The following is a 26,973-nucleotide window of genomic DNA, read 5'->3' as shown; positions in this document are numbered from 1 at the left end:
CTTGTTCAATAAGATAGATAGTTAACTTGCAAATCGAACAAGATATCTCCTCGTACCTCGTTCGATATGACATTTCATACGCACCCTCCGTTTTCCCTTTCAAATAATCCGTTACATTTGCCACATGGGTATAGATAACTTTGTAACATTCGCACTAACCGCATTCCTGTTTATCATGACGCCGGGTTTAGATACCATATTTGTAATAAACAAAGCGTTAGGGCAGGGGAAAAAAGCCGGTATCTATTCTGCATTGGGTGTTAATGCAGGTGTATTGGTACATACAGTGCTGGCGGCGCTTGGCTTGTCGCTTATTGTAGCAAAATCGGTGTTAGCCTTTACTGTTATTAAATATCTTGGGGCTGCTTATCTAATTTATCTTGGGGTTAATAAGCTTATTTCAAAAAATAACGGCATAACATTAACAGCGGTAGATAAAGCCGATAAAAGCAACATGCAGAATTTTTTATCGGGTGTGGTAACTAATGTACTTAACCCAAAAGTAGCGTTGTTTTTCCTGGCGTTTTTCCCGCAGTTTATAAAAAAGGAGGCTTTAAGCCAATCAATGCCATTTGTTATACTTGGCCTTACCTATGTATTTTTAGGTTTGATATGGTACGTTTTGCTTAGCCTGTTTGTATCCTTCTTTTCTCAAAAGTTTATCAGTAACCCCAAAGCCGGCAACTGGCTCAACAGGTTCTCGGGTGTTGCTTTTGTGCTGATGGGCTTAAAAGTTGCATTCTCAAAAAAGTAAGATTTTAACCTTTGCCCAAGTTGACTACATTTCCGCCTTTGTTGGTGTTGTCACCAACAAGCTGCCATGTTTGTCCGTCATATATTATTTGCTACCTGTCTCAAGGTTGTTGGTGACAACACCACCAACAAGTGCTTTAAATTCAAATGAAATAAGTGGTGGCGCTATTCTGTCAGTAGCTATATTTTAATATACTGATTATTAAGTAATTGCTAATGTTAATGGGTGTTCACGGCTGTGAACGTGAACACTTCCGCTGTTTCTGCCTTCCTGGAAATGGCATTTCTTTTTTACAGTTAATCCATTACATTTGTTACCTATGCAAAAAATATTGGTAGCTAACCGGGGCGAGATTGCTTTACGTGTAATGCGCTCGGCCCGCGAAATGGGTATAAAAACTGTAGCTGTTTATTCTGAAGCAGATCGCAATGCGCTCCACGTACGTTACGCGGATGAAGCCATATTCATCGGCGAAGCTCCATCCAATCAATCATACCTTGTTGGTGATAAAATAATTGCTGCATGTAAACAAACGGATGCAGAAGGGATCCACCCCGGTTATGGCTTTTTAAGTGAGAATGCCGCCTTTGCCCGCCAGGTACGCGAGGCTGGTTTAATACTGATAGGCCCATCGCCCGAAGCTATGGAAGTGATGGGGAACAAGCTATCGGCCAAAGCCGCCGCATTAAAATATAATATCCCTATGGTGCCCGGCACCGAAGAAGCCATTACCGATGTAAGCGAAGCAAAATTGCGCGCTGTTGAGGTTGGTTTCCCTATACTAATAAAAGCCGCTGCCGGTGGTGGTGGCAAGGGTATGCGCATAGTAGATTGCCCCGAAGATTTTGAAGAACAAATGGGCCTTGCTGTATCTGAGGCCATTTCGGCCTTCGGCGATGGCGCGGTTTTTATAGAACGTTATGTGTCTTCGCCAAGGCATATCGAGATCCAGGTTTTGGGCGATACGCATGGCAACATTGTGCACCTGTTCGAGCGCGATTGTTCTGTACAACGCCGTCACCAAAAGGTGGTAGAGGAAGCACCGTCATCTGTGCTTACGCCCGAGATTCGCGAAGCCATGGGTAAGTGTGCTGTAGATGTAGCACGATCTGTAAACTATACCGGTGCGGGTACGGTTGAGTTTATTATGGATGAGAAGCTGGATTTCTTTTTCCTGGAGATGAACACCCGCTTGCAGGTAGAGCACCCGGTAACAGAACTGATAACCGGCATAGACCTGGTGAAAGAACAGATCCGCATAGCCCGTGGTGAAGCCATCAGCTTTAAACAAACAGACCTGAAAATACAAGGCCATGCCCTTGAGCTACGTGTTTACGCGGAAGACCCCGATAATAATTTTTTACCGGATATTGGCACTCTGCAAACTTATGTTACCCCAAAAGGCCCGGGCGTTAGGGTGGATGATGGCTTTGAACAAGGCATGGAGATCCCGATCTATTATGACCCAATGATAGCCAAGTTGATCACCTATGGTAAGGACCGTACCGAAGCTATTGAGCGAATGATCCGCGCTATTGATGAGTATAATATTACCGGCATTACCACAACCCTAAGCTTCGGCAGGTTTGTAATGCAGCACGAAGCTTTTACATCGGGCAATTTTGATACACACTTCGTTAAAAAATATTTCACCCCCGAATCCCTGCAAACCGGCACCGAAGATGAAGCATTGATCGCTACGTTGATCATGGAAAAGTTGTTAAGCGCTAAAAAGGTTGCTTTTGCTGAAACGGCAGGAGTGGTGGAGAATAATTGGGTTAGGAATAGGAGGTAGGTGTTAGAGTCAAGAGGAAGAATCAAGACACTATATTTCCAGTTTGTCATCCTGAACGATAGCGAAGGATCTATTAGCGAACTTTGTCTATCGAAATTGCATGTCGGCAATAGATGCTTTACGATGTTCAGCATGACAAAAGGGGCAATTCCGCGTTAGGGATAGGAGCGGATACCGGCCCTGTGGCTAAGGCTTGGGCAGTATGAGCGTAAAGCCCGGCCAAAGGCAACGCCCAACTAAATTAACGTTTCCAGCTCTTCAATCAATCCAACCTGCCCGGGGATGATCTTCACCTTTGCTGTATCAACAGTAAACCAACCGGCACGGTCAATTTCGGGGAAACTGGTTTTCTTGCCTGATTTGGGCGGCCACTCTATTTCAAAAAGGTTGCTCACTATCTTTTCATGATCTATATCGCCCTCAACGGCCCATGCATGTACTACTTTGCCGCTTTTTTGCTTTATGGGTTGCAGTTTTATAAACTTGCCGGTAATGGGTTGGCCGGTTTCCTCTTCAAATTCGCGCTGTGCTGCAATAAGGGGCTCTTCACCATCAATATATTCACCTTTGGGGATAGACCATGCCCCATCGTCCTTATTGCGAAAGAATGGCCCGCCCGGGTGGACAAGAAAAACCTGTGGTAAACCGTTTGTTAGTCTGTATAATAGTATCCCCGCGCTTTGCTTTAGCATAAAATTGTTTTCCCTGCAAATTAGTAAAACACAAAGTATTATGGTTAGTTTTATACTATACATTTATATAAACCCCTACTACAATGGAAGATACCCGCTGGAAAAAATTTAAGCTTTGTGGCGATTATAATGTTGATATGCGCAGTTTGTACCTGGCGTGGTCTACCCCGGCGGGCCTGGAGAAATGGTTTCTGCGTAAAGCAGATTTTTTTACCGTGCCTATGCGTATGCGCGCTGCCAATGAGCAAATATTAAAAGAAGATACATATACCTGGTATTGGCATGGCTATGGCAACGAAATTGTGCAAAAAGGGCAGATACTGGAAGCTAACGGCCAGGATTTTTTAAAATTTAGTTTTACGGGCGATAGTATTGTGAGTGTTTCGTTCTCTACCCGCCACGGGTTAACCATCATAGAACTGGAACAAGAGGATATACCACAAGAGCCCGACCCGGAGAAAAATTTGCTGGTACAATGTCAAATAGGGTGGACTTTTTACCTGGCTAACCTAAAATCTGTTATGGAGGGTGGTAAGGACCTGCGAAATAAAAGGGTTGAATTGACCAGTTGCTTTAAGTAAAGCGCAAGTTTTTAAGTTAAAGACAAATTGTTGCACTAAATTTCTTGTTTCTTTATGGTTGATTTTTGTTTAAGGTAATTGAAACTTTTTTTGCACAAACTATTATAAATGAAGTACTTTTGGCTTAAATAAATTAATCTTATCACCATTTTATGATCACCAAATTTAGATCGATAGCTGTTATAGCTTTATTAGCAACGGCAGTGTTTTCTTACTCATCTTGTAAAAAGGATACCACGTCTAAAGCAGATACAGACAACACTGCGATTGGTACCCAAATAGCTTTAAACCTTTACAATTCATTTAACGGATCTTTCGGTAACACCGATTTGGGTTCGGGTGCACCTGTTGTTAACAGTACTGTTAAAAATGGCATCAAACTTAATTCATTTACTTGCGGGCAGGTTATTGAAACGCCGGTAAATACCACTACAAGCCAGGGCGATAGCGTGAAAAATACGATTGTTGGCACTAATAAAAAAGTGATAAACTGTGATGGTAATGTTGTAACCGGTTATACGTTAACTGCTACTACATCAAGCATTGGCTTTAAACCAACTTATACTTTTGATTATTTGGTAAAAGAAAATTACACCCTAAAATCATTAGCCGCAAACTATGCAAAAATAGGAGTTAACGGTACACAAACATCTGTTATTAAAACTCAGCAAAAAAGCGATGCTACTAAATCATCAGTTCAGAACAATGCTTATGATTTAAAAGATTTTGTTATTGATTCTTCTTCAAGGCCTTTCGACATAACTTCTGGTACGGCAACCTTTGTATCAACCGGTACTGCTAATGGCAAAGCATTTAGCTTTAAAGGTACTATTACCTTTATTGGTGGCCACAAGGTTAAAATTTCATTAGATGGAAAAGTAATTACAGTAGATTTACTTACCGGAAAGCCTATTAAATAAAAAAGATGTATTTGAATCATAAAAAAGCGAGTGGCAAAAAGTCACCCGCTTTTTTTATGATGTTACAATAACATACAGCACATTCAAAAATCTGTACTTTTGCAACGATATGTTTACAGGAATTATAGAAACTTTAGGAAAAGTAACCGATTTACGGCAGGAGCAGGGCAACCTGCATATCTCCGTGGTATCAAGTATTGCACAGGAGTTGAAGATAGATCAGTCGGTAGCGCATAACGGCGTTTGCTTAACGGTTATTGCTTTAGCCGATGGTACGCACACGGTTACCGCTATTGAAGAAACGCTGAACAAAACCAGCATAGGCCACTTAAAAGTTGGCGAACCTGTGAACCTGGAACGCTGCATGCAAATGAACGCCCGGCTGGATGGCCACATCGTTCAGGGGCATGTTGACCAGACCGCCACCTGTACAAAATTCACTGAACTGGATGGCAGCTGGGAATATACCTTTGAATACGATGCATCAGTAGGGAATGTTACTGTAGAGAAAGGCTCCATTTGTGTGAACGGCATCAGCCTTACCGTAGTAAACTCTGGTCCTAATTATTTTTCGGTAGCCATAATACCTTACACTTTTGAGCATACCAACCTGCACAATGTGCGCGAAGGTTCTGTAGTAAACCTGGAATTTGATATTATAGGTAAGTATGTTGCCCGTTTAATGAACCGTTAAAATTATGGTTCGACAAGCTCACCATGACAATTATTGATGTCAGTCTGAGCCTGTCGAAGACTTATGTGAGCGATCAATAGTTCGACAAGCTCAAGTCACATACAGACTTAACGGTTTAACACAGCCACCCGGCTTTTTGAATAATCGACAAAACTTTTTTGCTTGTCAACAGGAGGCTTGCCTGCCAGGTATTTCTTATAATATTTAATGGCGCTTTTCTTGTCCTTAAGATTGGTATCATACAGGTTGGCCAGCGAATAATATATCATTGGCGTTTCATCAAACTGGAGGCTTTTTTGGTAAGCTGTTACCGCTTTTTTGTATCGGAAAAGTTTTTCGTTACTATCGGCAATTTCACCATAATAAGCGCCTGTGTTTGGGGATATACCTTCGGTAATGGCTTTTTGCAGATAAAATATAGCCATATTTTGATCTTTTAATGCCTTGTAGCCTAATGCGGTATAATAATAACTGGTTTCGTTACGGGCCACTTCATCCATCTCCATAAAAGTGGATATACTGCAATCGTAGTTTTTGATATTATAATAGGCAACGCCAAGTTTGGTTAACACCTGGCCCGACTGGTTTCCGTAATCAACAAGCTTTAGGCAGGTATTAATGGTTTCGGGCCATTTCTTTTGGGCGTATTGCAGCTTCATCAGGCTGTTTAGTAATATAATATTCTCCGGATCGGCGGTGATGGCAGCACTTAAAACCTTCTCGGCCTGCCCGTTAAATTTCATGTTCACATAAATATCACTCAGGTCAGATGCTATATCCGGTTCGGCAGGGTTAAGCCGATTGGCTTTTTGGAGATAAAATATGTAAGATGTAATGTCATTCTTATCATGGCTTATTTGGGCCAGTTGCTTGTAAACCATAAAGTTGGTGGTGTCGCGGGCTATAATGCGTTTATAATACATTTCTGCCTTGGCAATATTTCCTCTGCGCATGTTTAGTCCGCCAAGGCTATAAAGCACAGGCATGTTTGTAGAATCAATATTATAAATGCGCTGATAATAGCTTTCGGCATCGGCCAGGCGGCCTGCCATGTTAGATGTGTAGGCCAACTGACCTAATGCTTTGGTATTGGTAATGGGTTCGGTGTAGGTTTGTTTCAAATAATCTGCAGCTTCGGCAAAGCGTTGATTTTGGTAATAATCTAACAGTAAAGCGTCGTCAACTTTAATGGTTTGTTGCGAAAAAGTACTTATTGATGAAAGGCAAAAGATTAGAAGATAGAGAGTAGATTTCATATAACTAAGTTATTAGTTATATGCGATATTTCCAAATTTTAAACAATTTGGCATTGTTGTGGTTGTAGATGTAAATAAAACAAGATACTATGGATAAGATAAGGAAATTTGAATTGATGGAAAAGATTGTCCATGAATTAGAAGATTTAAAGAATAGTCAGCAGGCTATTATAACAAAGTTAGCTAAGATCGAAGTGGACAATTTTGACCTGGCCAATAAAAGACTGGAAAAAGACCTGCCTGATATGCACCAGCGTGTTACCGATAACCTTGATACTATTACCAGCATACTACAGGATTTTGCCAGCCAAACCGACGAGTATAGCAGCCAGAACAACATCTCGGCCTTAAAAGAACAGGAAGAAATAAACAAATTGTAAACTTACAATTTTTGAAAAAGAAGCCCCGGATAGGGGCTTTTTTGTGGGATTAAACTTTCAAATCCCTCCCTTGGGAGGGATTTGCTTAGAGACTACCTCAAACTCTCCTTAAAAAAATTTACAGCCATATCCCCAACCAATTCATGTACCGCATGCCTGTCAACAGAAGGATCATCATTAAATATGGGGCCGCCGGTTTTCTTTACTTCGGGTATAGCTTCATTCAGGAATACGTAATGGGCTGTTTTACCCCGAACGATATACAATTTTGATTTCGGCATTAATTGATGGTAATGCGCCGCATTAGTTTTAACCGGGGCGATGCTATCGCTTTGCGCGCCAACAATAAACATGGGTATATCCACATCTTTAAACTGGCTTTGTTCAACAAATCCTTGTCCAACTGCAGGGCACATGCTAAACACCGCTTTTATCCGCTTATCTTTTAAAGGGGGGCTTTTGGCGAATGATGCCTCAACTTCCCTTTCATCCAAAGCATCTTTCAGGTTAGGGAACTCTGGAATGGTGATCTCTTTTAATCCCTGGGGAGTATTGGTAAACTCGTTCATGGCTTTCAAGTCTAATTTGGCGCCGGCCAAAGCAATAACGGTATAGCCGCCGATAGAGAACCCTGCCGCACCGATGCGCTGCCTGTCTATCGCTTTGTTAAGTTCGGGGTTGTTTAAAAGCTGGGTAAGCACAAAGCTAATATCTTGCGCTCGCTGCCAGGGTGTTACAAAGTTGATAGCTATCTTATTATCATAAGTATTGCCCCAATGATCTACAGCAGCTACTATGAAACCTTGCTTAACAAGGATATCTGCCAGCCACTCCATAGTCATACGGCCGCCACCTGTACCGTGCGAGATCATAATAAGAGGATGCTTGTCAGCAGGCAGCTTTGCGTTCCTTACAGTAGGTTCGTGCAGAAAAGGGAAGTTTTGCTTTAAGGCGGGTGCTTTACTATTATCTGTCGTTGGATACCAGATCTCGGTAATTAAAGGGCGCTTGCGGACGGTATCGTTATAGCGAAAGGTTTGTTCGCCAATGAGTGTTTGGGCAAATACCGTTGCCGGCACCAGGAATAATATGAAAAGGAGATGCTTTGGTTTCATAATTCTTATTTGATATACAAAGCAAGTTATTTAAAACCAGCGGTTTATTGACAAATGTCAATAATTTACCTTTTGGATTTCAGGCGACTCAGGGTTTCCTGTGATATGCCCAGGTAATCGGCTATTATTTTTGATGGCAGCCTTTGTATAAGGGTAGGGCTGGTTTCCATCAGTAATTGGTAGCGCTGTTTGGCGTCCATGGTGATCAGGCTTTCAATACGTTTTATAGAGGCTATATAATCTTTCTCTAAACTTATACGGTACACATGCTCCCAACCGGGGAAAGTATCCAGCAGCGCATTAAAATCATGGTGACTGATGTAAAGTATATCACTTGGCTCGATGCTTTGTATGGCTGCCAGAGATGGCTCCTGTAAATTAAAACTTGGGAAAGCGGTACCAAACCTGCCTTCAGTTACCAAAAATCGGGTAGATTCTTTGCCGTTTACATCCAACATAAATACCCGCAAACAACCTGAATTTACAAAATAGATGTAAGGCGCAATATCGCCGGCTTGCAGTAGTATCTCATTACGCTTTGTAGTTTTATGCCTGAATTTTTTGCAGAAGATATTGAGCTGCTCATCATCAACAGGCATTGCTGCACTGATGAATTGTTTGAGTTGATGGTAGGGGTTAGACGGCATTAAATTAAAGATACGTCATTGCGAGGTACGAAGCAATCTCTTTAGGATAGTTGTATACCTTGCATGCAGGATTTGCTAAAAGAGATTGCTTCGTACCTCGCAATGACGCGTGGCGATTAATTACTCCTCACCGTCTATACTTTTCCCCTTCATAGCGGTGCTTATGGCTACATCCATTACACGCTCAGCAAAGGGGCGGGTAAAGTTATTCAGCTCATCAATCTTGGCGTGGATAAGGTCTTTATCACCGGTGCTTAGGGCTGCTTTAAGTGCTTCTAAATGTATTTTGGTTTCGCTTATCTCGTCGGGATTCAATAACTGACCATTCTTCTCGAGGAAACGTTCAACTGTATATACCATTTGCTCGGCTTCGGTTTTAGCCTCTATCAGCATGCGGGCGCTTACGTCGTCTTTAGCATGGGTGATGCTATCCATCAGCATTTGTTCAACCAGGTCATCGGTAATGCCGTAAGCCGGTTTTACTTCTACCTCCTGTTTAACGCCGCTACGCAGTTCAATAGCCTGTATTTTCAATATGCCATCGGCATTTAGTATAAAGTTGATATCTACCTTGGGGAAACCAGCCGGCATAGCCGGGATGCCTTTTAGTTCAAACTCAGCCAGTTTACGGTTCTCGCTGATCAGGTCGCGTTCGCCCTGGTAAACGGCTATCTTCATGTTTACCTGGCCATCTTTCGAGGTAGTATATTGGCGGCCAGCCTTGGTAGGGATCTTAGAGTTACGGGGGATAATGGTATCCATTAAACCGCCCATAGTTTCGATGCCAAGCGATAGCGGGGTAACGTCAAGCAATAAAATATCGCTGCGGTTACCGGCCAAAACATCGGCCTGTATGGCAGCGCCAAGGGCAACTACCTCGTCGGGGTTAATGCCATCATGCACCGGGCGACCAAAAAACTCGGCCACCATTTTTTTAACCAGCGCTGTGCGGGTACTACCACCAACCATCACCACTTCATCAATATCGGTTATGGTAAGTTTTGCATCTTTTAACGCGTTTTGGCAGGCAGTAATGGTTTGCTGTACTTTGGGCAATATCAGCTCTTCAAAAGTATTGCGGTCTATAGTGCACCATATATCACCAATTTTCTCGTTGAAAAGACTTTGGTGCGCAAATGCTTTCTTCGCTTCTTCGGCTTTAAGGCGAAGTTCCTGGGTAAGCTCGCGGTTCTTAGCCAGTTCCGCTTTATCTATATTGTTTTTATCTATCCAGTAATCGGCAATGGCGCGGTCAAAATCATCGCCACCTAAAAAGGTATCACCATTGGTCGATAGCACTTCGAAAATGCCGTTCTGGATCTGCAGGATAGAAACATCAAAGGTGCCGCCGCCCAAATCGTACACGGCAATGGTTTTTGTTTCTTCGGGGTTTAAGCCAATACCGTAAGCAAGGCTGGCGGCCGTAGGTTCGTTTACGATGCGTAATACATCCAGTCCGGCGAGTTTACCGGCATCGCGGGTTGCCTGGCGCTGCGAATCGTTAAAATAAGCAGGAACGGTTATCACCGCACGGTTAACCGGGGTTTTAAGGGCATGCTCGGCACGTTCTTTCAGTTCCTTTAATATCAGGCCCGAAAGCTCGATAGGATTATAAAATTTATCGCCAACCTTAATTTTTACAAGGTTTTCGCTATCGTCGTCAATAATTTTATACGAGAAAAAGTTCTGGTAATTTTTTACATCGGCATATGAACGGCCCAGTAAACGCTTAACAGAAAATACGGTATTCTGCGGGTCGGTTATCAGGAAACCTTTTGCTTCGTTACCCACTGTAATATCACCCGCTGCACCAAAATGCACAACAGAAGGCACCAAAACGCCTTTGCCGGTATCGTTTATCACCTTCGGGTTTTTATCCGGATCGATAAAAGCAACCAGCGAATTTGTAGTGCCCAGGTCTATACCTACAATAATATTTTCTTTTTGTATTGAACCTGTTGCCAGGTTGATGGAAACTTTAGCCATAGTAAATTATAACAAAGCGCAAATGTACTTAGTTTTAGCAGACGGAGTGTCATATAGATTTCGGATTTTGGCTGAACCGGGATTAAATTAGTGATATGGGCGTTGCCTGCGGCCGGGCTTTCCGTTCATACGCTCACAGGCCTTAGTCACAGGCTGGTATCCACTGCAATCCCCAACGCAATTATTCGTTAGTATGAATGTGATTCTGAAAATTGTTAAATCCTGAAAATTTTGATTTAGATTATTTACTTTCATCCCATAATGAAACGACTGCTGCTGCCACTGCTACTTTTAACCGCTACATTTACTTATGCACAGCAGTTTGGCGGTAACCCGCCATCTATAAAATGGAAACAGGTGAATACGCCCGTTGCCAGGGTGATATTTTCGCAGGGGATGGACTCTGCAGCATTACGCGTTGCCGAAACCATACAACGCATGAATCGACTGATACAGCCCACAATAGGTTATAAGCAACGGCAGGTGAGCATAGTACTGCAAAACCAAACCATTGTATCAAACGCTTATGTAGGCCTGGCGCCGTTTCGCAGCGAATTTTATTTAACGGCAGGCCAAAATAGCTTTGATGTAGGTAGCCTGCCATGGCCGGAGCAATTGGCTATTCACGAGTTTAGGCACGTGCAGCAATACAATAACTTTAATGTTGGCTTGTCGCACGGTTTGCGGGTTGTTTTTGGCGAAGGCGGACAGGCGCTGGCCAACGCATTATCGGTACCCGACTGGTTTTTTGAGGGCGATGCCGTATACAACGAAACCCTGGTAAGCCGGCAGGGCAGAGGGCGGTTGCCCTATTTTTTTAATGGCTACCGGTCGTTATGGGCTGCCGGCAAGGATTATAGTTGGATGAAGTTACGCAATGGCTCCTATCGGGATTATACACCAAACCATTATCCGCTGGGGTATATGATGGTAGCTTACGGACGAGAGCAATACGGTAACGACTTTTGGAAAGGCCTTACGCACGATGCCGCAGCGTTCAATACAGGCTTTTTTCCGTTGCAGGGCGCTATTAAGAAACACGCAGGTATAGATTATACCGACTTTAGAACGGCAGCTTTAAATCACTTTAAAAAGCAATTTGAAAATGATGAATCTGATATACCGGCCAATAAAAATCAGCACTTTATAGGCGACCACGAATACCCAGCTTATATAAACGATAGCACACTCATCTATCTTAAAACAACCTACAAACACATACCGCAGTTTATTATAAAAACGGGTAACAAGGAAAAGGCAATAGCGGTACAAGGCATCACTACTGATAATTTTTTCAGCTATCACGATGGTAAAATAGTATATGCCGCCTACCGGCCCGATATTCGCTGGGGATACCGCAATTATAATGAGCTGGTTGTGCTTGATGTAAACACAGGTAAGGAACACCGCATCACCCGTAAAACAAAATATTTTTCGCCCGCCTTTAGTGCCGATGGCAAAACCATTGTGGCGGTGCAGGTTGCACCAACGGGCAAAAGCGAGTTGCATTTGCTAAATGCTGCCGATGGTAAGCTGTTATCGGCACTGCCAAACACCGCAGGCTTATTTTATACCTTCCCCAAGTTTTATGAGGATGATAAATTGATCTCGGCTGTTCGTAACAGCAAGGGCGAAATGTCATTGGCTTTAATTGACATCAAATCCGGAACTACCAAATACCTGCTGCCACTTAGTTTTGAGCCGATCGCTTTTCCGCAGGTGCAGGGCGATACGGTTTACTTTACAAAAACAGCCGGTTTAAACGATAGGTTATTTGCACTTGCCGTTAAAACAAATCAGTTATTTGAAGTAAAAGGCGCGCCTAAAAATGGTTCAATAGGATATTATCAACCGGCAATCAGTGCAAACAAATTGGCATGGACGGGCTTTACCGCTTTTGGCTACCAATTGAATGAAGCTAATCGCAGCGATATACAATTAACACCCGTAACCAATTCACAAGCGTTTTCGTCCTTGCCGGATATGGGCATCAGTGTGCTGAAGAATGATAGCGCGAGCAATGTTTCAGCATCTGTTAAACCCGATTCATTGCCTATCACCAATTACAGTAAACTGCATGGCCTATTTAATTTCCACAGTATTTTTCCTTCGCTTAACGATCCTAATTATTCCCTGCAACTGGTGGGTAATAATGTATTAAATACTTTTCAATCGCAGCTTACCTTTACCTTTAACCGCGATGAAGGCTACAAGCAAATTGGCTACGAAGCCGCATACGGGGCATTTTTCTCTTACCTGCTTGCTGGTGCCGATTATATTTTTGACAGGCGCGGCTTTTACAACGGTAACAGCATTTACTTTAACGAAACCTCCATTCATGGCGGATTACAGGTACCTTTGAATCTTTCGGTAGGGAAACATTCAACCGCTTTATCATTAAGCAGTAGCGTGTATTATAGTCGTAATACTTTCCAGGAGGCGTTCCGCAGTATGTTTAAGGATAGTTATTATACGTATTTGAGCAATACGGTTAGTTTCAGGAACCAATCGCAACAGGCTAAGCAAAACATTAACCCGCACTTCGCGCAAAGCATCAGCATAAATTATAAAACAGCCATTTCCGGCCGGGATGCCAATCAATTGCTGACTACAGGCACGTTTTATTTCCCGGGTTTAGCCGTTAACCATAGTTTTGTAATAAGCGGCGCTTATCAGCACAGGGGGCAAAACAATGGTATTGGCTTCTCATATGATTTCCCCTTCTCGCACGGTTACACTGCCGAAAACCTTGATGATATGAATAAGGTAGCAGTGAGTTATCATTTCCCAATTGCTTACCCGGATGCAGGAGTAGCCAACCTGCTGTATATTCTACGCCTGCGCGGAAATGTTTTTTATGAACAAACACACGCGACTGCCTATAACTTTTATACCGATGGCAGCGAATTTAAAGCGAATTTCAGATCGGCAGGTGCAGCCATATTTTTTGATACCAAATGGTTTAACCAGGGGGCGGTATCATTTGGGGTGAGGTACAGCCGTTTGTTAGATAACGACATATTTGGCGGCAGCGGCCGAAACAGGATAGAGATAGTATTACCGGTAAGTTTATTTTAAGCGTAAGGGCATCGCAGATGCCGGACCATGTTAAGCACTCGTCGCAGACGAGCGCAAGGTATCATTAACAAAAAAGCACCGCCATATAGCAGTGCTTAATATTTTATCAGGCAGAAATATCTTAGGTGGTATAACCCAGAATTTTCAATACCTGTTTACTGTTCTGTTCCTCGCCAAATACCTCAAAGTTGAACGTTTCATCCCTGTTTCTGCGGATGATAACATGCTTAGGCGATGGCAGCAGGCAATGGTGGATGCCACCGTAACCGCTTAATACTTCCTGGTAGGCGCCGGTATTAAAAAAGCCCAGGTATTGCACCTTACGGGTTTTTGGCATAAACACACTGTTCATGTGTGCTTCCTGGTTGTAGTAATCCTGTCCATCGCAGGTAATGCCACCTAAGTTAACACGCTCGTATTCGCTATCCCAGTTGTTAACAGGCAGCAAAATGTATTTTTGGTTAAGCGCCCAAACATCCGGCAGGTTGGTAATAAAAGAGCCATCCAGCATCAACCATTTTTCGCGGTCGTTTTGTTGTTTACGGCCCAGTACTTTATATAAAATGCCCGAAGCTTCGGCTACGGTATATTTACCAAACTCGGTAATAATATCCGGTTCCATAGTGTCATGCTCCGCACAGATCTCTTTTATACGGCTCACAATTTCGTTGATCATGTATTCATAATCAAAATCAAAAACCAACGAATCTTTAAAAGGCATACCGCCGCCAATATCAAGGGTATCAAGGGCGGGGTTTATCTTTTTAAATTTGCAATAAAGCGTTACGTATTTCTCCAGCTCGTTCCAGTAATATGGGGTATCAGAAATACCCGAGTTAATGAAGAAGTGTAGTAATTTAACCTGGAAGTTTGGGTTGTTTTCTACCTTATTATGGTAAAAATCAATGATATCTTCCATACGGATACCTAAACGCGAAGTGTAGAACTGTGAATCGGGCTGCTCTTCAGCTGCTATACGGATACCCAGGTTACATGGGGTCTCCATCTCCACCTCGTCATCGTACAGATTAAATTCTTCTTTATTATCCAGTACAGGGATAATGTTTTTGAAGCCATCGTGCAGCATATCAATAATGTACTGCTTGTACTGGAAGGTTTTAAAACCGTTGCAAATAACGGTAACATCCTTGCTTACCGCGCCTTTTTTCTCCAACGCGTCAATCATTGGCATATCAAAAGCCGACGATGTTTCCAGGTGGATCTCGTTCTTCAGCGCTTCTTCTACAATATGCTTAAAGTGCGAGCTTTTTGTGCAATAACAGTATTTGTAGCTGCCGCGATAATTATTTTTTATAATGGCCTGTTGGAAAAGCAACTTAGCTTGCTGTATTTTTTTACTGATAATGGGCAGATACGTGAACCGTAGGGGGGTACCATACGTTTCAATCATTTCCATCAAGTTTAAATCGTGGAAGTATAATTCATCCTCTATTATCTCGAAACCATCCTGTGGGAAACCAACACTCAGATCAAGAAATTCCTGGTAACTCTGCATCTATTAAAATTTTGGCAAAAATGTAATTTTTTAACGGATTTTTTGCCAAAATGTTGGGTGTATTTTATGGTCGGATTGTAATTTGTTTGTGTAAGAGAGTTGCATAGCGCAAATACGCTCAAACGAACCTGTCCTGGTGAGCTTGTCGAACCATTAGCAAATATGCATCATCGCTGGTAAAGTCTTCGACAAGCTACCCAAGACATTTGTTAGTAACTGGGTAATAAGTGTTCACGTTCACAGCCGTGAACACCATCGTGAACACATAAATAGCTGATAATAAGCAGCTATAAAAATAAGGCACTGACAAAATAACGTCACCATTAAATCCCAACCTGGCACAGGCAAAATGCAATAATATAGTCGGTCACGCTGCACGGCTCCTTAAGATATGTCATTGCGGCTTAAAATCCGTGAGGATTTTAAGCTCAGACTGACAATCCTATTTGATGTACACGAACGACACACTTTTTTTAACGGTAAGTCCGCTGATGCCGGTACTGTTATAAGTTAGGGTGTATTTTGCAGGTTTATCAATAGCATATGCCTTTAACAGATCGGTGTTAACAGTTAAACTATCGTTAGCTTTAAGGGTAACATAACTACTGGCGGGTGGCGGCATTATGCGTTTGGCCATTGGACCTTTGTAATTCACCCCGTTCCCGTTTTCATCGGTAATATCCAGGTATTTACTCATTAAAGGTTCAAACGGTGTATGCCATTTGCAAAAGCGGGAAGTATCGGCGGTGTTATTTTTTACCGTGAACTTTAACAGTACAGAATCTCCAACTTTAATGGTGTCCTTAATTGTCATCTCTGCTGTAAGGGTTTTTTCGATAGCTGCGGTATCAGCTACAGATCTGGTAGAATCGGCTTGTTGTTCGGCCTGATTACTTGTGCGCACGCCGCAAGATGATAAGGCCAGAAGGGCAAGGGATAATATTTGATAGTTTTTCATGCTGATTATACGTTGCAACATTAAACAATGCAACAGCGGATTGTTGTTTTAAAGTCGAATTATTTCTGCATCTCACAGGACAGGTATTGCCTACTGCCAACTAAGAACTGCCAACTGAACAATGGCATTGCCTGCGGCCCGGGCTTTCCACTCATACGCGCACAGGCATTAGGCGCAAGGCCGGTATCCGCTTTTATCCCTAACGCTGAAATACCCTTTGTTATGTTGAACATCGTGAAGCATCTGATCGCCAACATGCAATTTCGATAGGCAAAGTTCGCTAATAGATCCTTCGCTATCGCTCAGGATGACAATTAGAAAAAAGGGACCAGGGTTTCCTTTCTTTCCTCACCGTCGGCAAAACAGCTTCGGGCGAAAGCGGGCAGAACGATGGTGGTCTTGTGCGGCTGTAGGGGCATAGGGAATTTTGCTGAAGCGAGGGCCAATGAGCGAACGCAGTGGGGCAAAAGATTCCAGCCCGTGGTTTTGCCCGGTTTGCAGGGCAAAGGCATAGTGCGGCAAAGAAGCCTTTTTGCCGACTTGATCTTTTGCTTCTTTTCTATCAAGAGAAAAGAAGGAGCCTCCGCGGCGGCGAGCGGGCCAGTTAATAGTGGTACACCGAATATGAGAGATGCCGAAATAATGACGGGATGGTTAAACATATTGCCACCTATCCTAAAGAGATTGCTTCGTACCTCAGCAATGACGTGCGGAAAAGAGGCAGGTAAACAAAAAATCCCCGATTGAGCGGGCTTTGAGTATTCTGTAAAAAGCGGCTTATATTAAGAGTAAGAACCTGATATTAACTCTATTATTTGCATTATTAATCTCTAGCCCCCAAATGCACCTCGGCCATCATGCACCGTGCACTACCGCCGCCATTAGTTTCAATGGTATTAATATCAGCATAAACCAGCTTGCCATACTTCTCTAAAGTCGTCTTTTGATCCGCAGTAAGCGAAACATAAGCTGCTTGCGACATCACCACCAGTGTTTCTCCATCTGTGTTCTTCACTTCCAGCATATTGCCGGCAAAGTGGTTCATCTGGTCGAACGTGATATCGATGGTTTCTTTATGGGTTGATTTTAACGATGTAATAACGTGCTCTTTTTCAGATATGTTGGCGATGCTATCTAAACAGATCACCGCGAATTTACTGCCAATAGCCATCAGGACATTGGTATGATAAATGGCTTGTCCGTTTTGGTCAAAGGCATCAAAAGTTACAGCCTTGTAGCCTGTATAATCGCAAAAGGCTTTCAGCACCTCGGCATTGGTACGGGGCGACAGGCAGGCATAGGCTATTTTGTTCCCCCTGTCCAAAACCATGCTGCCGGTACCTTCCAAATACTGGTTCTTTGCCTCAAAGCGACTCAAATCAATAACGTGATTGGCCTTAAAGCTATCTTCCAGCTGGCGAATGATATCCTCCCTGCGCTCCAACCGGCGGTTCTCGGCCTGCATAGGGTAAAGGAAGATATCGCCATTATCATGAAAAGATACCCAGTTATTCGGGAAGATGGAATCGGGGGTATGCGGTTCGGCGGTATCATCTACAACTGTTACGTTAACACCATTATCGCGCAGCACTTTTACAAAGCCATCAAACTCCTGTTGCGCTTTTTGCTGTACTGCCTGCTGGTCATCGTCCCGGTTCTGGAAAGCGTTACTTTCGGCTGTTTGCGCGTTAAAGCCAAACGCCACAGGGCGTATCATTAATATATTGGAGGTAGACTGGTTCATTTTACATTAGTTCATTGGTGATGGCAAATTAATCAATCTGCCTTATAATCCAATATATCGCCGGGCTTACAATTTAATTCGCGGCAAATGGCTTCGAGGGTATCAAAGCGTACACCTTTTACTTTGCCGGTTTTGAGCAGAGAAAGGTTGGTTATGCTGATGTCCAGGCGCTCGGCAAGCTCCTTAAGCGACATCTTGTTTTTGGCCATTTCCACATCAAGGTTTACTATGATAGCCATTATACAAACTCTCCGTTCTCTTTTTGAAGTTCAAAACCATATTTAAATACGTCGGCCATAATGTAAATAACCGCGCCCAGTATTAATCCGCTAAAGCTTTGTTCCCATACCATGTTCATCAGGTTCATATCTTTTACGCTCGTTTTTAAAATTACTGCCGAGCTTATGCCCAGCAGTATGTTTAATACCGTAAATAAGGCAAAGCACAACGCGGTTATTTTAAGTCGGCGCACATTATCATAGGTAAAGGGCATATTGTATTTTATGGTATCAAAAAACTTACGCAGCTGATAAATAATACTCATTACCAAAACTTCAAATGCTATCAAAAAGAAGTATGCGGTGGCCACATGGCTAAAGGTGTTCTTTAAGTTCATTTTTATTGTGGCCTGGTCTTGCTGCAGGGTAATATGATCAACATAGGGCGTAAGCGATTGTAAGTTGATAGTTGTAGGATTAAGCGGGTATTTAACCGGATTGCTAAATTCAGTAAAGTCACTGGTGCTTATTTTCCATGTGAGCACGCAAAAGGCGAATAGCGCCAGTGCGATATTGAAATACCAACATATGTTTAGTATAACCCTAATTGTTGTTAAAAGCCAGGATGTAGTTTTCATGTCTGTAATTATTTGTTGATACAAACATACAGACTATATTTATAAAACAAAAATAATTTTATGTTTTACATAAAATTATTTTTGTTTTATGTTTAAAGTACGCTATACCGCATCAGCGGCATACTCATGCAATGGAAGCCGCCACGGGCGCGTGATAGCTCGGCGCTTGGCATTAATATCAGTGTATCCTTCATGCTTTGCGGGTCAAGCTCGCCAGCTTCAAATTTTGGTAGCAGGTCAGTTACATGGATAACATTAAAACCGCTTTGCTTAAATGCTTCTACCGTTTTATCGTTACGGTCGTAACCTAATACTACGCCATCTTTAAGGGCCAGCAGGTTACAGCTATCTGTCCATTGCTCGCGGGCATCAAACGGGAACTCATCATTACCAGAGTAGATGAATTTGGTTGGCTCGGTGCTTTCCAAATCTTTCTGACTTATGTTATCCAGCAGGTCTTCCAGTGTGGCAAAGGTTTTAGGCTTTTTATCTTTCCTGAACTGTACAATCTCGGGTTTATCCTTATTCTTTTTATCGGCGAACCAGGCAATAGGCTCGCGCTGCGATTGCTCGGTTTCGGCAATGGTTAACGATCGCAGCAGCACCCATACATTGCGTTTTACCTGCGTAAAAACGGTATCAATATGCATATAATCGCGCTTATGCGGTATTTTTACAATGGTGATCTTGCTAACCACATCGTTCTCTAATAATAGTTTTATAGCCTCATTTGCACCACTGATAGAGGTACGCTCACTACAACCAATTATCAAATGCTGTGGACTAACCATCATTACATCGCCGCCTTCAATGGTGGTTTTCTCCTCATTGGCTTCGCCGGGGCGTAAAAAGTGCTGTTTGTTTTCCGATATCTCGATGACGTTATTGCGATAGGCTTCAAACAAAGGATGATTAAAGAAGATATAGCGCATCAGCAAGGTCTCCCGTGCCCGGGCCTTTTTGGCAGGGCTATTCAACAGAATATGGTTATTGATGGCAATCCCCAGATCGCGCGAAAATATCAGATTAGGGATAGGCGCGAAGATCATGGTATCATCGCCCAGTGCGCCGGAAATAAAGATCTTGGCCAGTTCAATCGGGTCGGTATCTATCAGTTGCAGCTGCAGGCGATAGTTACAACTTTCTATAGCACAAACGGCAGCCACCAGTTTCTTGCGCACATCGGTTTGCTGTAATATATCGCTCAGCAGGGTTTGTATCTCAATAACCTTTGTCGAATTGTGAAAATCCGCGTTATCGGGTTTAAAAAAGTCGCGGTCGCCTTCCGGGCTATCTATAGCGCTTAGTTTTCCCTTTATTTTATCAGGATCAAGGAAATACATCAATAACTTAATGTAATAATCGTACTCTTTGCGGCGCATGGTATCCAGGTGCACTATGTCCTCAAAAAGCCAATCCTGCGCCTTAGAGGGCACAACTTTACCCAGCCCGCTATCGGGGCTATGTACCAGCAGTACACGCAGGTTACCAATTTCAGAAGTTACGTCTATCTTAAAATCCTTGTCATTAAGTATCATAAATGGTTATAAAGTAGAAACAAATCTATTGTTTTTAGTTGAATAGTTTATAGTCGATGGCCCATAGTCCATAGTAAAAATGGCCTTGTCCATAATGTTAAAGTCAAATGAAATTACTATCGACTATCGTCTATGGACAATGGACTATAAATGTTAATTTTGCGCGATGGATTTTATTATTGAGGCTGTTGTTAAGGCCATAAAGGATTTATACCAAACCGATATTGCTGCTAAAGATGTAAACCTGCAGGAAACCCGCAAGGAGTTTGAAGGACAGGTTACCCTGGTTACCTTCCCCTATACAAAAGTATCGCGCAAAGGGCCCGAGCAAACCGGCACCGAAATAGGCGAATATCTGAAAAACGAATTGCCTCAAATTGCCGCTTTTAACGTGGTTAAAGGCTTTTTAAATATATCTATTGCCGATAGCTATTGGCTTGATCAACTACGGACGGAGATCCTGTCGGATGATTTCGCGGTAGCAAAACCTAACGGCAAAAAGGTAATGGTAGAGTATTCTTCACCAAATACCAATAAGCCATTACACTTAGGCCACATCCGTAACAACCTGTTAGGTTTTTCGCTGGCCGAGATATTAGGTGCAGCAGGATATGAAGTGATCAAGGCTAATTTGGTGAATGACAGGGGGATCCATATCTGTAAAAGCATGGTGGCCTGGCGCGAATTTGGCAATGGCGAAACACCTGAAAGTAGCGGCTTAAAAGGTGACCACCTTGCCGGTAAATACTATGTTTGGTTTGATAAAGCCTACAAGCAACAAATACAGGAACTGATTGAAGAAGGCCAAACCGAAGACGAAGCCAAAAAGAATGCCCCGCTGATAAAAGAAGCGCAAGAAATGCTTTTACAATGGGAGGCAGGCGACGAAGCGGTTATCAACCTTTGGAAAACCATGAACGGTTGGGTGTACGAGGGCTTTGATGTTACCTACAAAACCCTTGGCGTAAGCTTTGATAAATACTACTACGAAAGCAATACCTATTTATTAGGTAAAGATATTGTTGAAGAAGGCCTTGCAAAAGGTGTATTCTTTAAAAAAGAGGATGGCTCGGTTTGGATAGACCTGACCGAGGACGGCCTTGACCAGAAATTGGTGTTACGAGCCGATGGTACATCGGTGTACATTACACAGGATTTGGGTACGGCCCAGTTAAAGTACGACGATTTTAAGATGGACGAATCCATCTACGTGGTGGGTAACGAACAGGATTATCACTTCAAAGTGTTGTTCCTGATACTGCAAAAGCTGGGTAAAAGCTGGGCACAGGGCTTGTATCACCTGTCGTACGGAATGGTTGATCTGCCATCGGGCAAGATGAAATCGCGCGAAGGAACTGTTGTTGATGCCGACGATTTGATGGCAGATATGTTTAACACCGCTGCCGAAACTACCGAAGCCATGGGCAAAGTAGATGGCTTTAGCGAAGAAGATAAAAACAAGCTATATCGTACTATTGGTATGGGGGCTTTAAAATACTTTCTGCTGAAGGTTGATCCTAAAAAACGACTTTTATTTGATCCAAAAGAATCTATAGATTTCCAGGGGCACACCGGGCCGTTTATCCAATACACCCACGCCCGTATCAAATCGGTACTTAGCAGGGCTAATTATACTGCGGCAAGCAGCACAAATGATGTTGCCGAACTGGATGGTATAGAACGCGACCTCATCGTTACCCTTACCAAGTTCCCCGAAACTATAGCAGAAGCAGCAACTGGACACAGCCCGGCGGTAATAGCTAACTATGTTTACGAGGTGGCTAAAAATTACAACAAGTTCTATCACGAAAAATCTATCCTGCAAGCCGAGGAAGAGCGTTTAAAACAATTCAGGTTGCAGCTTTCTGCAGCATCGGCAAAGGTAATAAACAAAGCTATGGGCTTGTTGGGGATTGATGTACCGGAACGTATGTAGTTTGCAGTTGTTAGTATGCAGTTAGCAGTTGAACTATTCCATAAAACTGCTAACTGCAAATTGCCTACTGCAAACTGAGTTATCTTCTCCAGTGCCCTCTTCGCCAGGCGTAGCCACGCTGGCCTCGTACCCAGTTACCTTGTACATATACACGGTTGGCACGTGGGCGGGTATAGTAACCATTCATATAAACGTATCTGTTACCGCGGTAAACCCATTCGCCGGGTACCCAGTAAGCGCCCGCATAAGGGGCAACGGGGCGGGTATAAACAGGCTCGACGGGTTGGTCGGCCACATAATAATCACTTGCGCATGATGACAGGAATAGCGAACCCGCTAAAGCACCTATCATACCAAATTTTGATAGTGTTTTCATCTGTAATATGTTTTGTATATGGACAGATGGAGAAAAGAAAGGTTTAAAATAGGGGTTAAGGTCACTGTCAGTCTGAGCCTGTCGGAGACTTATTCGCTTTGCAAATGGTTCGACAGGCTCACCATGACACAAGTGTACAAGGGCTTTAAATAACTTGTCATCCTGAACGTAATGAAGGATCTATCGGCTACATGCAAGGCGGCGATTAGATGCTTCACGATGTTCAGCATGACAGGTATATAAAATGGCTGCAATTTGTAACAAAACGCTTAACTTTATCTCCTATAAATATGACTTTATCACCTGTATCCGTTCACAAAAATATTTGGTTTACTGCACTAACTGCCTTTGCTATTTTATGCGGAGGCTTGTTGATAATGCATCACGTTCCGCCTGTAAAACGCGACCTGATAGCCACGGCATTCCTGACCGATATAGTCGTCATATTCCCGATAGCTTATTACTATTTACTTATACGCCCGCTAAAGCTAAAAAAGTGGAGCATTTTCCTGGTGATAAGCTGCTGCCTTGCTGTGGCGTACTTTATTTTACCCGCACATCAGCGGTATTACATAGTGCAGCTTAGAAAGTTATCTGCTTGCATAGAACTGGGCATATTAATATACTGCGTTAGCAAAATAAAAAAGATCATAGCCTCCTACAAACAATTGCGTGTCCAGGCACCATATAGCCCCTATATACTGCGCCAAAGCATGTTCAACGTTTTAGGGAACGGGATAGGTATAAAACTAATGGCATCCGAACTGAGTATTTTAAGATTCGGTTTACTATTCTGGAGAAAACAAAAGGGTATTCCATTATCTGCAACCAGCTATAGTATTCATAAAGAATCGGGTTATATAGCCATGTTTTGCATTGTGCTATTTGCCTGTTTCGCAGAACTTATGGGTTTCCATTTACTGATAGCGCATTACAGCAAAACAGCGGCGTTTATTGTAAGCCTGCTTACTGTTTATGGGATAGTGATCATCGTGGGCGACCTGGTAGCTATTATAAAAAGTCCTGTATTGGTTATGCCCGATAAAGTGGTGTTAAGGACAGGTATCCGCTGGGTTGCAGTAATTGACAGGGATAACATCATTTCGGTTGAAAAAGTTAGGACTGGCTTTGAACCCGGTGAAGATTGTTTCCAGGGAGGTATCCTAAAAAGCAGCGTGAATATCTGTTTTACATTTGCCCATCCGGTTAGTATTGAACGGATTTATAGCAAAACTGTAAGCGCTAAGCAAATAGTAATGACGGTTGACAAGACTGATGAGCTGATAGCGCAATTGAGGAGAACCTAAAAAAAAATGCGTCATTGCGAGGTACGAAGCAATCTCTTTAGGACAGATATACGCCTTGCATAAAGGATTTGCTCAAAGAGATTGCTTCGTACCTCGCAATGACGCGTGGAGAATGGGTTGGGTTGGTTAAGCAAATTTATCCGCCACAACCAGATCTTTACTTCCTGGTGTATATTTATAAAATCCCTGGCCACTTTTTACGCCCAAATGCCCGGCCGTTACCATGTTCACCAATAGCGGACAAGGCGCGTATTTGGGGTTGCCGAAACCATTGTGCAGCACCTTTAATATAGCCAGGCATACATCCAGTCCAATAAAGTCTGCCAGTTGCAGCGGGCCCATCAAGTGGGCCATACCCAGTTTCATTACGGTATCTATTTCGTTAACACCTGCAATACCTTCAAACAGGGTATAAATTGCCTCGTTTATCATCGGCATTAATATACGGTTAGCTACAAATCCGGGGTAATCATTCACCTCAACCGGAGTTTTACCCAGTTTTACGGATAGGTCCATAATAGTTTTGGTTACTTCATCGGTAGTAGCATAGCCGCGTATCACCTCAACCAGTTTCATAATTGGAACCGGGTTCATAAAGTGCATGCCTATTACGTTGGCAGGGTTGGTAGTTACCGAAGCAATTTCGGTAATGGATATAGAGGAGGTATTTGATGCCAGTATCACATCGCTTTTGCAAACCTCGCTTAGCTGCTTAAACAGTTTTAGTTTGATTTCGCGGTTCTCGGTAGCGGCTTCTACAACAAGGTCGGCATTGGCGGCGCCCTCCTTTACATCGGTAAAGGTTTTTATATTACTGAGGGTAGCGGCTTTGGCGACTTCATCAATAGCCCCTTTTTTTATCTGACGATCAAGGTTGCCGGCTATGGTTTGCAGGGCCTTTTGTAGTGCACTGTCGCTGATATCAACAAGCGATACATTAAACCCGTTTTGCGCGAAAGTATGAGCAATGCCGTTACCCATGGTGCCCGAGCCTATAACTGTAATGTTTTTCATTTTATAATTGGTTACAATTTCCGTTGGATGGAAAACGGATGCAAATTACAAGGAAATATATTTACCTGCATCAGCAATTGTGTTTTTATCGATGATTGACAGGTTAGGGATCCGACCTAAGTGAGCTACTTGCGTGTAGTTTGTGATATAATCTTCGGTAGAGGAATTTTCCTCGCCATTAAATATAATGCCTTTAACGGGAATGCCGCGCTGTTTTAAAGCTTCGATAGATAGCAGCGTGTGGTTAATGCTGCCTAAATAATTCTGCGAAACCAGTATCACTTCGGCGTTTAATTGTTTTATGAGGTCAATAACCAGGGCGTGATTATTCAAGGGCACCATTAAGCCGCCCGCGCCCTCAATCAGCAAAGTATTATCTGTTTTTGGGGCGATGATAGTTTTCTCTTCAATAGTGATACCATCCAGCGCTGCCGCTTTATGCGGGGAGTAGGGTTGTGTTAAACGATAAGCCTCAGGGTGAAATACAGATCTGATGTTAGATATCAACCTTTGCACCTTCATGGTATCGGAGTTATCCAGCTCACCGGCTTGCACGGGTTTCCAGTAATCGCACTTTAATTTCTCAACCAATATAGCTGATATCAGCGTTTTGCCAATGTCGGTGCCAATACCTGTAACAAATAGGGGTTTATTCTGCATGGATAATGGTGTTGATGGTTGAAGTAAGCAGTCCGATCTGCTCCATAGTATTATACGAGTGGAGACAAATGCGGATCCGTTCGCTGCCTTTCGCTACGGTAGGGCTCAATATTGCCCGTATATCTAAACCTGCAGCCTGTAATTGCTGAGCAGCTTGTTTAGCATTATCGTTACTGTTTAATAGGATGCATTGTATAGCGCTATCACTGTTTACTAAAAGGTAGGTGTTGTTATGTTTGACGCCCTGTTTAAACAGGCTGATGTTCTGATGCAGCAGCTCAATCTCCGTTGCCGACTGACTCAATAACTCGTAAGCCATTTTTACAGCCGCCAGTTGATGAAACGATGCCGCGGTGGTATAAATGAACGCCCGTGCAAAATTAATGAGGTATTCGCGCAGCAAATTACTGCCCAAAACAATAGCCCCGTGGCAGCCTAATGCCTTGCCAAAGGTTACTACCCGGGCAAATACCCTGTCCTGCAAACCTAAGTGTGTTATTAGCCCCGAGGGGTATAAGCCAACGGCATGCGCTTCGTCTACAATGAAATGCGCGCCGTATTGTTCGGTTAACTTTAGGATCTCTGCAATAGGAGGGGTATCGCCATCCATAGAGTAAACGCTTTCTATCACCACATAACAAATGCCTTTTGCCTGCTTTAACTTGGCCTCCAGACTATCCAGATCGTTATGTCGGAATGTGTACCGGTTGGCATAACTTAAGCGCGCACCGTCAATAATAGAGGCATGTATCAGTTCGTCATGTATAATGGTATCGCCCTTTTGCGGCAACGAGGAAAATAACCCCACATTAGCATCATATCCCGAATTAAATAGCAAGCCAGCTTCGCTTTGGTGGAACGCGGCAATTTGTCGTTCCAGTTCTTCGGTATAAATGATATTGCCGGATATTAACCGCGAGCCGGTAGCGCCGTTTAAACTAAGCGGGTGGGTATCAATCTCGTTCTGGATATTGCTTTTTAAAATAGGGGAGCGGGCAAAGCCCAGGTAATCATTAGAGCAAAAGTCTGTCAGGGTACTTTCGGGCCGTAATGTGCGATAGGTGCCCAGCAATTTGCGCTCATCAAGTTTGTTTTTTATATATGTTTCTGATGATGCCAATTGCCTGTTAATTTTCTGCTAAAATAAAAAAAGCGACCTATAGCCGCTTC

At 43.0% G+C, this 26,973-nt stretch carries 25 protein-coding genes; 10 read left to right on the top strand and 15 right to left on the bottom strand.

Translation table 11 applies throughout. The features are described 5' to 3' along the window. The first annotated feature begins 124 nt into the window (after positions 1-124). Both NPE20_RS15550 and accC read left to right on the top strand, forming a co-directional pair. On the top strand, positions 125-754 hold the full coding sequence (locus NPE20_RS15550) for a LysE family translocator (protein ID WP_256539601.1): 630 nt from the start codon (positions 125-127) through the stop codon (positions 752-754). Positions 755-1,073: 319 nt separating this feature from the next. Next, complete coding sequence (gene accC, locus NPE20_RS15545) at positions 1,074-2,549, top strand: acetyl-CoA carboxylase biotin carboxylase subunit (RefSeq protein WP_256539600.1); 1,476 nt, start codon at positions 1,074-1,076, stop codon at positions 2,547-2,549. Positions 2,550-2,785: 236 nt separating this feature from the next. Here accC and NPE20_RS15540 read toward each other — a convergent pair whose 3' ends face one another. Next, positions 2,786-3,241 carry an NUDIX hydrolase gene (locus NPE20_RS15540; protein WP_256539599.1) on the bottom strand — a complete coding sequence of 152 codons (456 nt, stop codon included), beginning with the start codon at positions 3,239-3,241 and terminating at the stop codon, positions 2,786-2,788. An 83-nt stretch (positions 3,242-3,324) separates the two neighbouring features. On the opposite strand from NPE20_RS15540, the gene NPE20_RS15535 reads away from it, so the two are divergent. The 3 genes from NPE20_RS15535 (at position 3,325) to NPE20_RS15525 (ending at position 5,436) form a co-directional block, all read left to right on the top strand. Next, positions 3,325-3,822, top strand: coding sequence for an SRPBCC family protein (locus NPE20_RS15535; RefSeq protein WP_256539598.1), 498 nt, complete (start codon positions 3,325-3,327; stop codon positions 3,820-3,822). A 152-nt stretch (positions 3,823-3,974) separates the two neighbouring features. Next, complete coding sequence (locus NPE20_RS15530; protein ID WP_256539597.1) at positions 3,975-4,742, top strand: hypothetical protein; 768 nt, start codon at positions 3,975-3,977, stop codon at positions 4,740-4,742. A 109-nt stretch (positions 4,743-4,851) separates the two neighbouring features. Continuing rightward, positions 4,852-5,436, top strand: a complete 585-nt coding sequence (locus tag NPE20_RS15525) for a riboflavin synthase (RefSeq protein ID WP_256539596.1) — start codon at positions 4,852-4,854, stop codon at positions 5,434-5,436. Positions 5,437-5,543: 107 nt separating this feature from the next. On the opposite strand, the gene NPE20_RS15520 is transcribed toward NPE20_RS15525, so the two are convergent. After that, positions 5,544-6,692: a tetratricopeptide repeat protein gene (locus NPE20_RS15520; protein WP_256539595.1), complete on the bottom strand. Its 1,149-nt coding sequence runs from the start codon at positions 6,690-6,692 to the stop codon at positions 5,544-5,546. Between the two features lie 89 nt (positions 6,693-6,781). Between NPE20_RS15520 and NPE20_RS15515 the strand changes: the two genes are divergently transcribed. Next, positions 6,782-7,072 (top strand): hypothetical protein, encoded by a 291-nt coding sequence (locus NPE20_RS15515; protein WP_256539594.1) that lies wholly within the window; start codon positions 6,782-6,784, stop codon positions 7,070-7,072. Positions 7,073-7,164: 92 nt separating this feature from the next. On the opposite strand, the gene NPE20_RS15510 is transcribed toward NPE20_RS15515, so the two are convergent. From NPE20_RS15510 to hscA, 3 genes are all read right to left on the bottom strand, one after another. Further along, positions 7,165-8,187: an alpha/beta hydrolase family protein gene (locus tag NPE20_RS15510; protein WP_256539593.1), complete on the bottom strand. Its 1,023-nt coding sequence runs from the start codon at positions 8,185-8,187 to the stop codon at positions 7,165-7,167. 65 nt (positions 8,188-8,252) lie between these two features. Then, entirely contained in the window at positions 8,253-8,834 is a 582-nt protein-coding gene (locus NPE20_RS15505) for a Crp/Fnr family transcriptional regulator (protein WP_256539592.1), read from the bottom strand. A 120-nt stretch (positions 8,835-8,954) separates the two neighbouring features. Further along, positions 8,955-10,820 (bottom strand): Fe-S protein assembly chaperone HscA, encoded by a 1,866-nt coding sequence (hscA, locus tag NPE20_RS15500; protein WP_256539591.1) that lies wholly within the window; start codon positions 10,818-10,820, stop codon positions 8,955-8,957. Between the two features lie 261 nt (positions 10,821-11,081). Between hscA and NPE20_RS15495 the strand changes: the two genes are divergently transcribed. After that, positions 11,082-13,898, top strand: coding sequence for a TolB family protein (locus NPE20_RS15495; RefSeq protein WP_256539590.1), 2,817 nt, complete (start codon positions 11,082-11,084; stop codon positions 13,896-13,898). Between the two features lie 121 nt (positions 13,899-14,019). On the opposite strand, the gene NPE20_RS15490 is transcribed toward NPE20_RS15495, so the two are convergent. Beyond that, positions 14,020-15,414, bottom strand: a complete 1,395-nt coding sequence (locus tag NPE20_RS15490) for an arginine decarboxylase (RefSeq protein ID WP_256539589.1) — start codon at positions 15,412-15,414, stop codon at positions 14,020-14,022. A 442-nt stretch (positions 15,415-15,856) separates the two neighbouring features. Continuing rightward, a complete protein-coding gene (locus NPE20_RS15485; RefSeq protein ID WP_256539588.1) occupies positions 15,857-16,372 on the bottom strand; it encodes a protease in 516 nt (171 codons plus the stop codon). Positions 16,373-16,399: 27 nt separating this feature from the next. Here NPE20_RS15485 and NPE20_RS15480 point away from each other — a divergent pair, with 27 nt between their 5' ends. After that, complete coding sequence (locus tag NPE20_RS15480) at positions 16,400-16,642, top strand: hypothetical protein (RefSeq protein WP_256539587.1); 243 nt, start codon at positions 16,400-16,402, stop codon at positions 16,640-16,642. Positions 16,643-17,195: 553 nt separating this feature from the next. Here NPE20_RS15480 and ctlX read toward each other — a convergent pair. The 4 genes from ctlX to NPE20_RS15460 form a co-directional block, all read right to left on the bottom strand. Continuing rightward, positions 17,196-18,116, bottom strand: coding sequence for a citrulline utilization hydrolase CtlX (gene ctlX / locus NPE20_RS15475; RefSeq protein WP_256539586.1), 921 nt, complete (start codon positions 18,114-18,116; stop codon positions 17,196-17,198). Positions 18,117-18,148: 32 nt separating this feature from the next. Then, positions 18,149-18,355, bottom strand: coding sequence for a helix-turn-helix domain-containing protein (locus tag NPE20_RS15470; protein ID WP_256539585.1), 207 nt, complete (start codon positions 18,353-18,355; stop codon positions 18,149-18,151). Continuing rightward, positions 18,355-18,972 (bottom strand): DUF2975 domain-containing protein, encoded by a 618-nt coding sequence (locus NPE20_RS15465; protein WP_256539584.1) that lies wholly within the window; start codon positions 18,970-18,972, stop codon positions 18,355-18,357. The genes NPE20_RS15470 and NPE20_RS15465 overlap by 1 nt, the downstream gene beginning before the upstream one ends. 92 nt (positions 18,973-19,064) lie before the next feature. Further along, positions 19,065-20,510 (bottom strand): arginine deiminase family protein, encoded by a 1,446-nt coding sequence (locus NPE20_RS15460; protein WP_256539583.1) that lies wholly within the window; start codon positions 20,508-20,510, stop codon positions 19,065-19,067. A 166-nt stretch (positions 20,511-20,676) separates the two neighbouring features. Here NPE20_RS15460 and argS point away from each other — a divergent pair, with 166 nt between their 5' ends. Continuing rightward, positions 20,677-22,446 (top strand): arginine--tRNA ligase, encoded by a 1,770-nt coding sequence (argS, locus tag NPE20_RS15455; protein ID WP_256539582.1) that lies wholly within the window; start codon positions 20,677-20,679, stop codon positions 22,444-22,446. Positions 22,447-22,525: 79 nt separating this feature from the next. Here the strand turns inward: argS and NPE20_RS15450 are convergent, their stop codons facing one another. Further along, on the bottom strand, positions 22,526-22,822 hold the full coding sequence (locus NPE20_RS15450) for a hypothetical protein (protein WP_256539581.1): 297 nt from the start codon (positions 22,820-22,822) through the stop codon (positions 22,526-22,528). Between the two features lie 290 nt (positions 22,823-23,112). On the opposite strand from NPE20_RS15450, the gene NPE20_RS15445 reads away from it, so the two are divergent. Further along, positions 23,113-24,129 (top strand): hypothetical protein, encoded by a 1,017-nt coding sequence (locus NPE20_RS15445; protein ID WP_256539580.1) that lies wholly within the window; start codon positions 23,113-23,115, stop codon positions 24,127-24,129. Between the two features lie 126 nt (positions 24,130-24,255). On the opposite strand, the gene NPE20_RS15440 is transcribed toward NPE20_RS15445, so the two are convergent. Genes NPE20_RS15440 through NPE20_RS15430 form a run of 3 tightly spaced genes read right to left on the bottom strand, consistent with a single transcriptional unit; the run spans position 24,256 to position 26,923 of the window. Continuing rightward, positions 24,256-25,143: a 3-hydroxybutyryl-CoA dehydrogenase gene (locus tag NPE20_RS15440; RefSeq protein WP_256539579.1), complete on the bottom strand. Its 888-nt coding sequence runs from the start codon at positions 25,141-25,143 to the stop codon at positions 24,256-24,258. 45 nt (positions 25,144-25,188) lie between these two features. Further along, positions 25,189-25,803, bottom strand: a complete 615-nt coding sequence (bioD, locus tag NPE20_RS15435; protein WP_256539578.1) for a dethiobiotin synthase — start codon at positions 25,801-25,803, stop codon at positions 25,189-25,191. Beyond that, positions 25,793-26,923 (bottom strand): aminotransferase class I/II-fold pyridoxal phosphate-dependent enzyme, encoded by a 1,131-nt coding sequence (locus NPE20_RS15430; RefSeq protein ID WP_256539577.1) that lies wholly within the window; start codon positions 26,921-26,923, stop codon positions 25,793-25,795. Before NPE20_RS15430 ends, bioD begins: the two co-directional genes overlap by 11 nt. Positions 26,924-26,973: the final 50 nt, after the last annotated feature.

The sequence above is a fragment of the Mucilaginibacter aquariorum genome, assembly GCF_024498135.1.
Lineage (GTDB): Bacteria > Bacteroidota > Bacteroidia > Sphingobacteriales > Sphingobacteriaceae > Mucilaginibacter > Mucilaginibacter aquariorum.
The sequence above is the reverse complement of the archived record's forward strand: the minus strand, read 5'-3'. Positions and strand labels throughout refer to the sequence as shown.

What these genes read in the sequence shown, in the direction of transcription:
- NPE20_RS15550 (WP_256539601.1), top strand. Translation starts at nt 125, where the DNA reads ATGGGTATAGATAACTTTGTAACATTCGCACTAACCGCATTCCTGTTT.
- NPE20_RS15535 (WP_256539598.1), top strand. Translation starts at nt 3,325, where the DNA reads ATGGAAGATACCCGCTGGAAAAAATTTAAGCTTTGTGGCGATTATAAT.
- NPE20_RS15470 (WP_256539585.1), bottom strand. Translation starts at nt 18,355, where the DNA reads ATGGCTATCATAGTAAACCTTGATGTGGAAATGGCCAAAAACAAGATG.
- NPE20_RS15450 (WP_256539581.1), bottom strand. Translation starts at nt 22,822, where the DNA reads ATGAAAACACTATCAAAATTTGGTATGATAGGTGCTTTAGCGGGTTCG.
- NPE20_RS15440 (WP_256539579.1), bottom strand. Translation starts at nt 25,143, where the DNA reads ATGAAAAACATTACAGTTATAGGCTCGGGCACCATGGGTAACGGCATT.
- NPE20_RS15520 (WP_256539595.1), bottom strand. Translation starts at nt 6,692, where the DNA reads ATGAAATCTACTCTCTATCTTCTAATCTTTTGCCTTTCATCAATAAGT.
- ctlX (WP_256539586.1), bottom strand. Translation starts at nt 18,116, where the DNA reads ATGAACCAGTCTACCTCCAATATATTAATGATACGCCCTGTGGCGTTT.
- NPE20_RS15445 (WP_256539580.1), top strand. Translation starts at nt 23,113, where the DNA reads ATGACTTTATCACCTGTATCCGTTCACAAAAATATTTGGTTTACTGCA.
- accC (WP_256539600.1), top strand. Translation starts at nt 1,074, where the DNA reads ATGCAAAAAATATTGGTAGCTAACCGGGGCGAGATTGCTTTACGTGTA.
- NPE20_RS15510 (WP_256539593.1), bottom strand. Translation starts at nt 8,187, where the DNA reads ATGAAACCAAAGCATCTCCTTTTCATATTATTCCTGGTGCCGGCAACG.
- bioD (WP_256539578.1), bottom strand. Translation starts at nt 25,803, where the DNA reads ATGCAGAATAAACCCCTATTTGTTACAGGTATTGGCACCGACATTGGC.
- NPE20_RS15480 (WP_256539587.1), top strand. Translation starts at nt 16,400, where the DNA reads ATGCAACAGCGGATTGTTGTTTTAAAGTCGAATTATTTCTGCATCTCA.
- NPE20_RS15485 (WP_256539588.1), bottom strand. Translation starts at nt 16,372, where the DNA reads ATGAAAAACTATCAAATATTATCCCTTGCCCTTCTGGCCTTATCATCT.
- hscA (WP_256539591.1), bottom strand. Translation starts at nt 10,820, where the DNA reads ATGGCTAAAGTTTCCATCAACCTGGCAACAGGTTCAATACAAAAAGAA.
- NPE20_RS15515 (WP_256539594.1), top strand. Translation starts at nt 6,782, where the DNA reads ATGGATAAGATAAGGAAATTTGAATTGATGGAAAAGATTGTCCATGAA.
- NPE20_RS15490 (WP_256539589.1), bottom strand. Translation starts at nt 15,414, where the DNA reads ATGCAGAGTTACCAGGAATTTCTTGATCTGAGTGTTGGTTTCCCACAG.
- argS (WP_256539582.1), top strand. Translation starts at nt 20,677, where the DNA reads ATGGATTTTATTATTGAGGCTGTTGTTAAGGCCATAAAGGATTTATAC.
- NPE20_RS15525 (WP_256539596.1), top strand. Translation starts at nt 4,852, where the DNA reads ATGTTTACAGGAATTATAGAAACTTTAGGAAAAGTAACCGATTTACGG.
- NPE20_RS15495 (WP_256539590.1), top strand. Translation starts at nt 11,082, where the DNA reads ATGAAACGACTGCTGCTGCCACTGCTACTTTTAACCGCTACATTTACT.
- NPE20_RS15505 (WP_256539592.1), bottom strand. Translation starts at nt 8,834, where the DNA reads ATGCCGTCTAACCCCTACCATCAACTCAAACAATTCATCAGTGCAGCA.
- NPE20_RS15465 (WP_256539584.1), bottom strand. Translation starts at nt 18,972, where the DNA reads ATGAAAACTACATCCTGGCTTTTAACAACAATTAGGGTTATACTAAAC.
- NPE20_RS15540 (WP_256539599.1), bottom strand. Translation starts at nt 3,241, where the DNA reads ATGCTAAAGCAAAGCGCGGGGATACTATTATACAGACTAACAAACGGT.
- NPE20_RS15530 (WP_256539597.1), top strand. Translation starts at nt 3,975, where the DNA reads ATGATCACCAAATTTAGATCGATAGCTGTTATAGCTTTATTAGCAACG.
- NPE20_RS15460 (WP_256539583.1), bottom strand. Translation starts at nt 20,510, where the DNA reads ATGATACTTAATGACAAGGATTTTAAGATAGACGTAACTTCTGAAATT.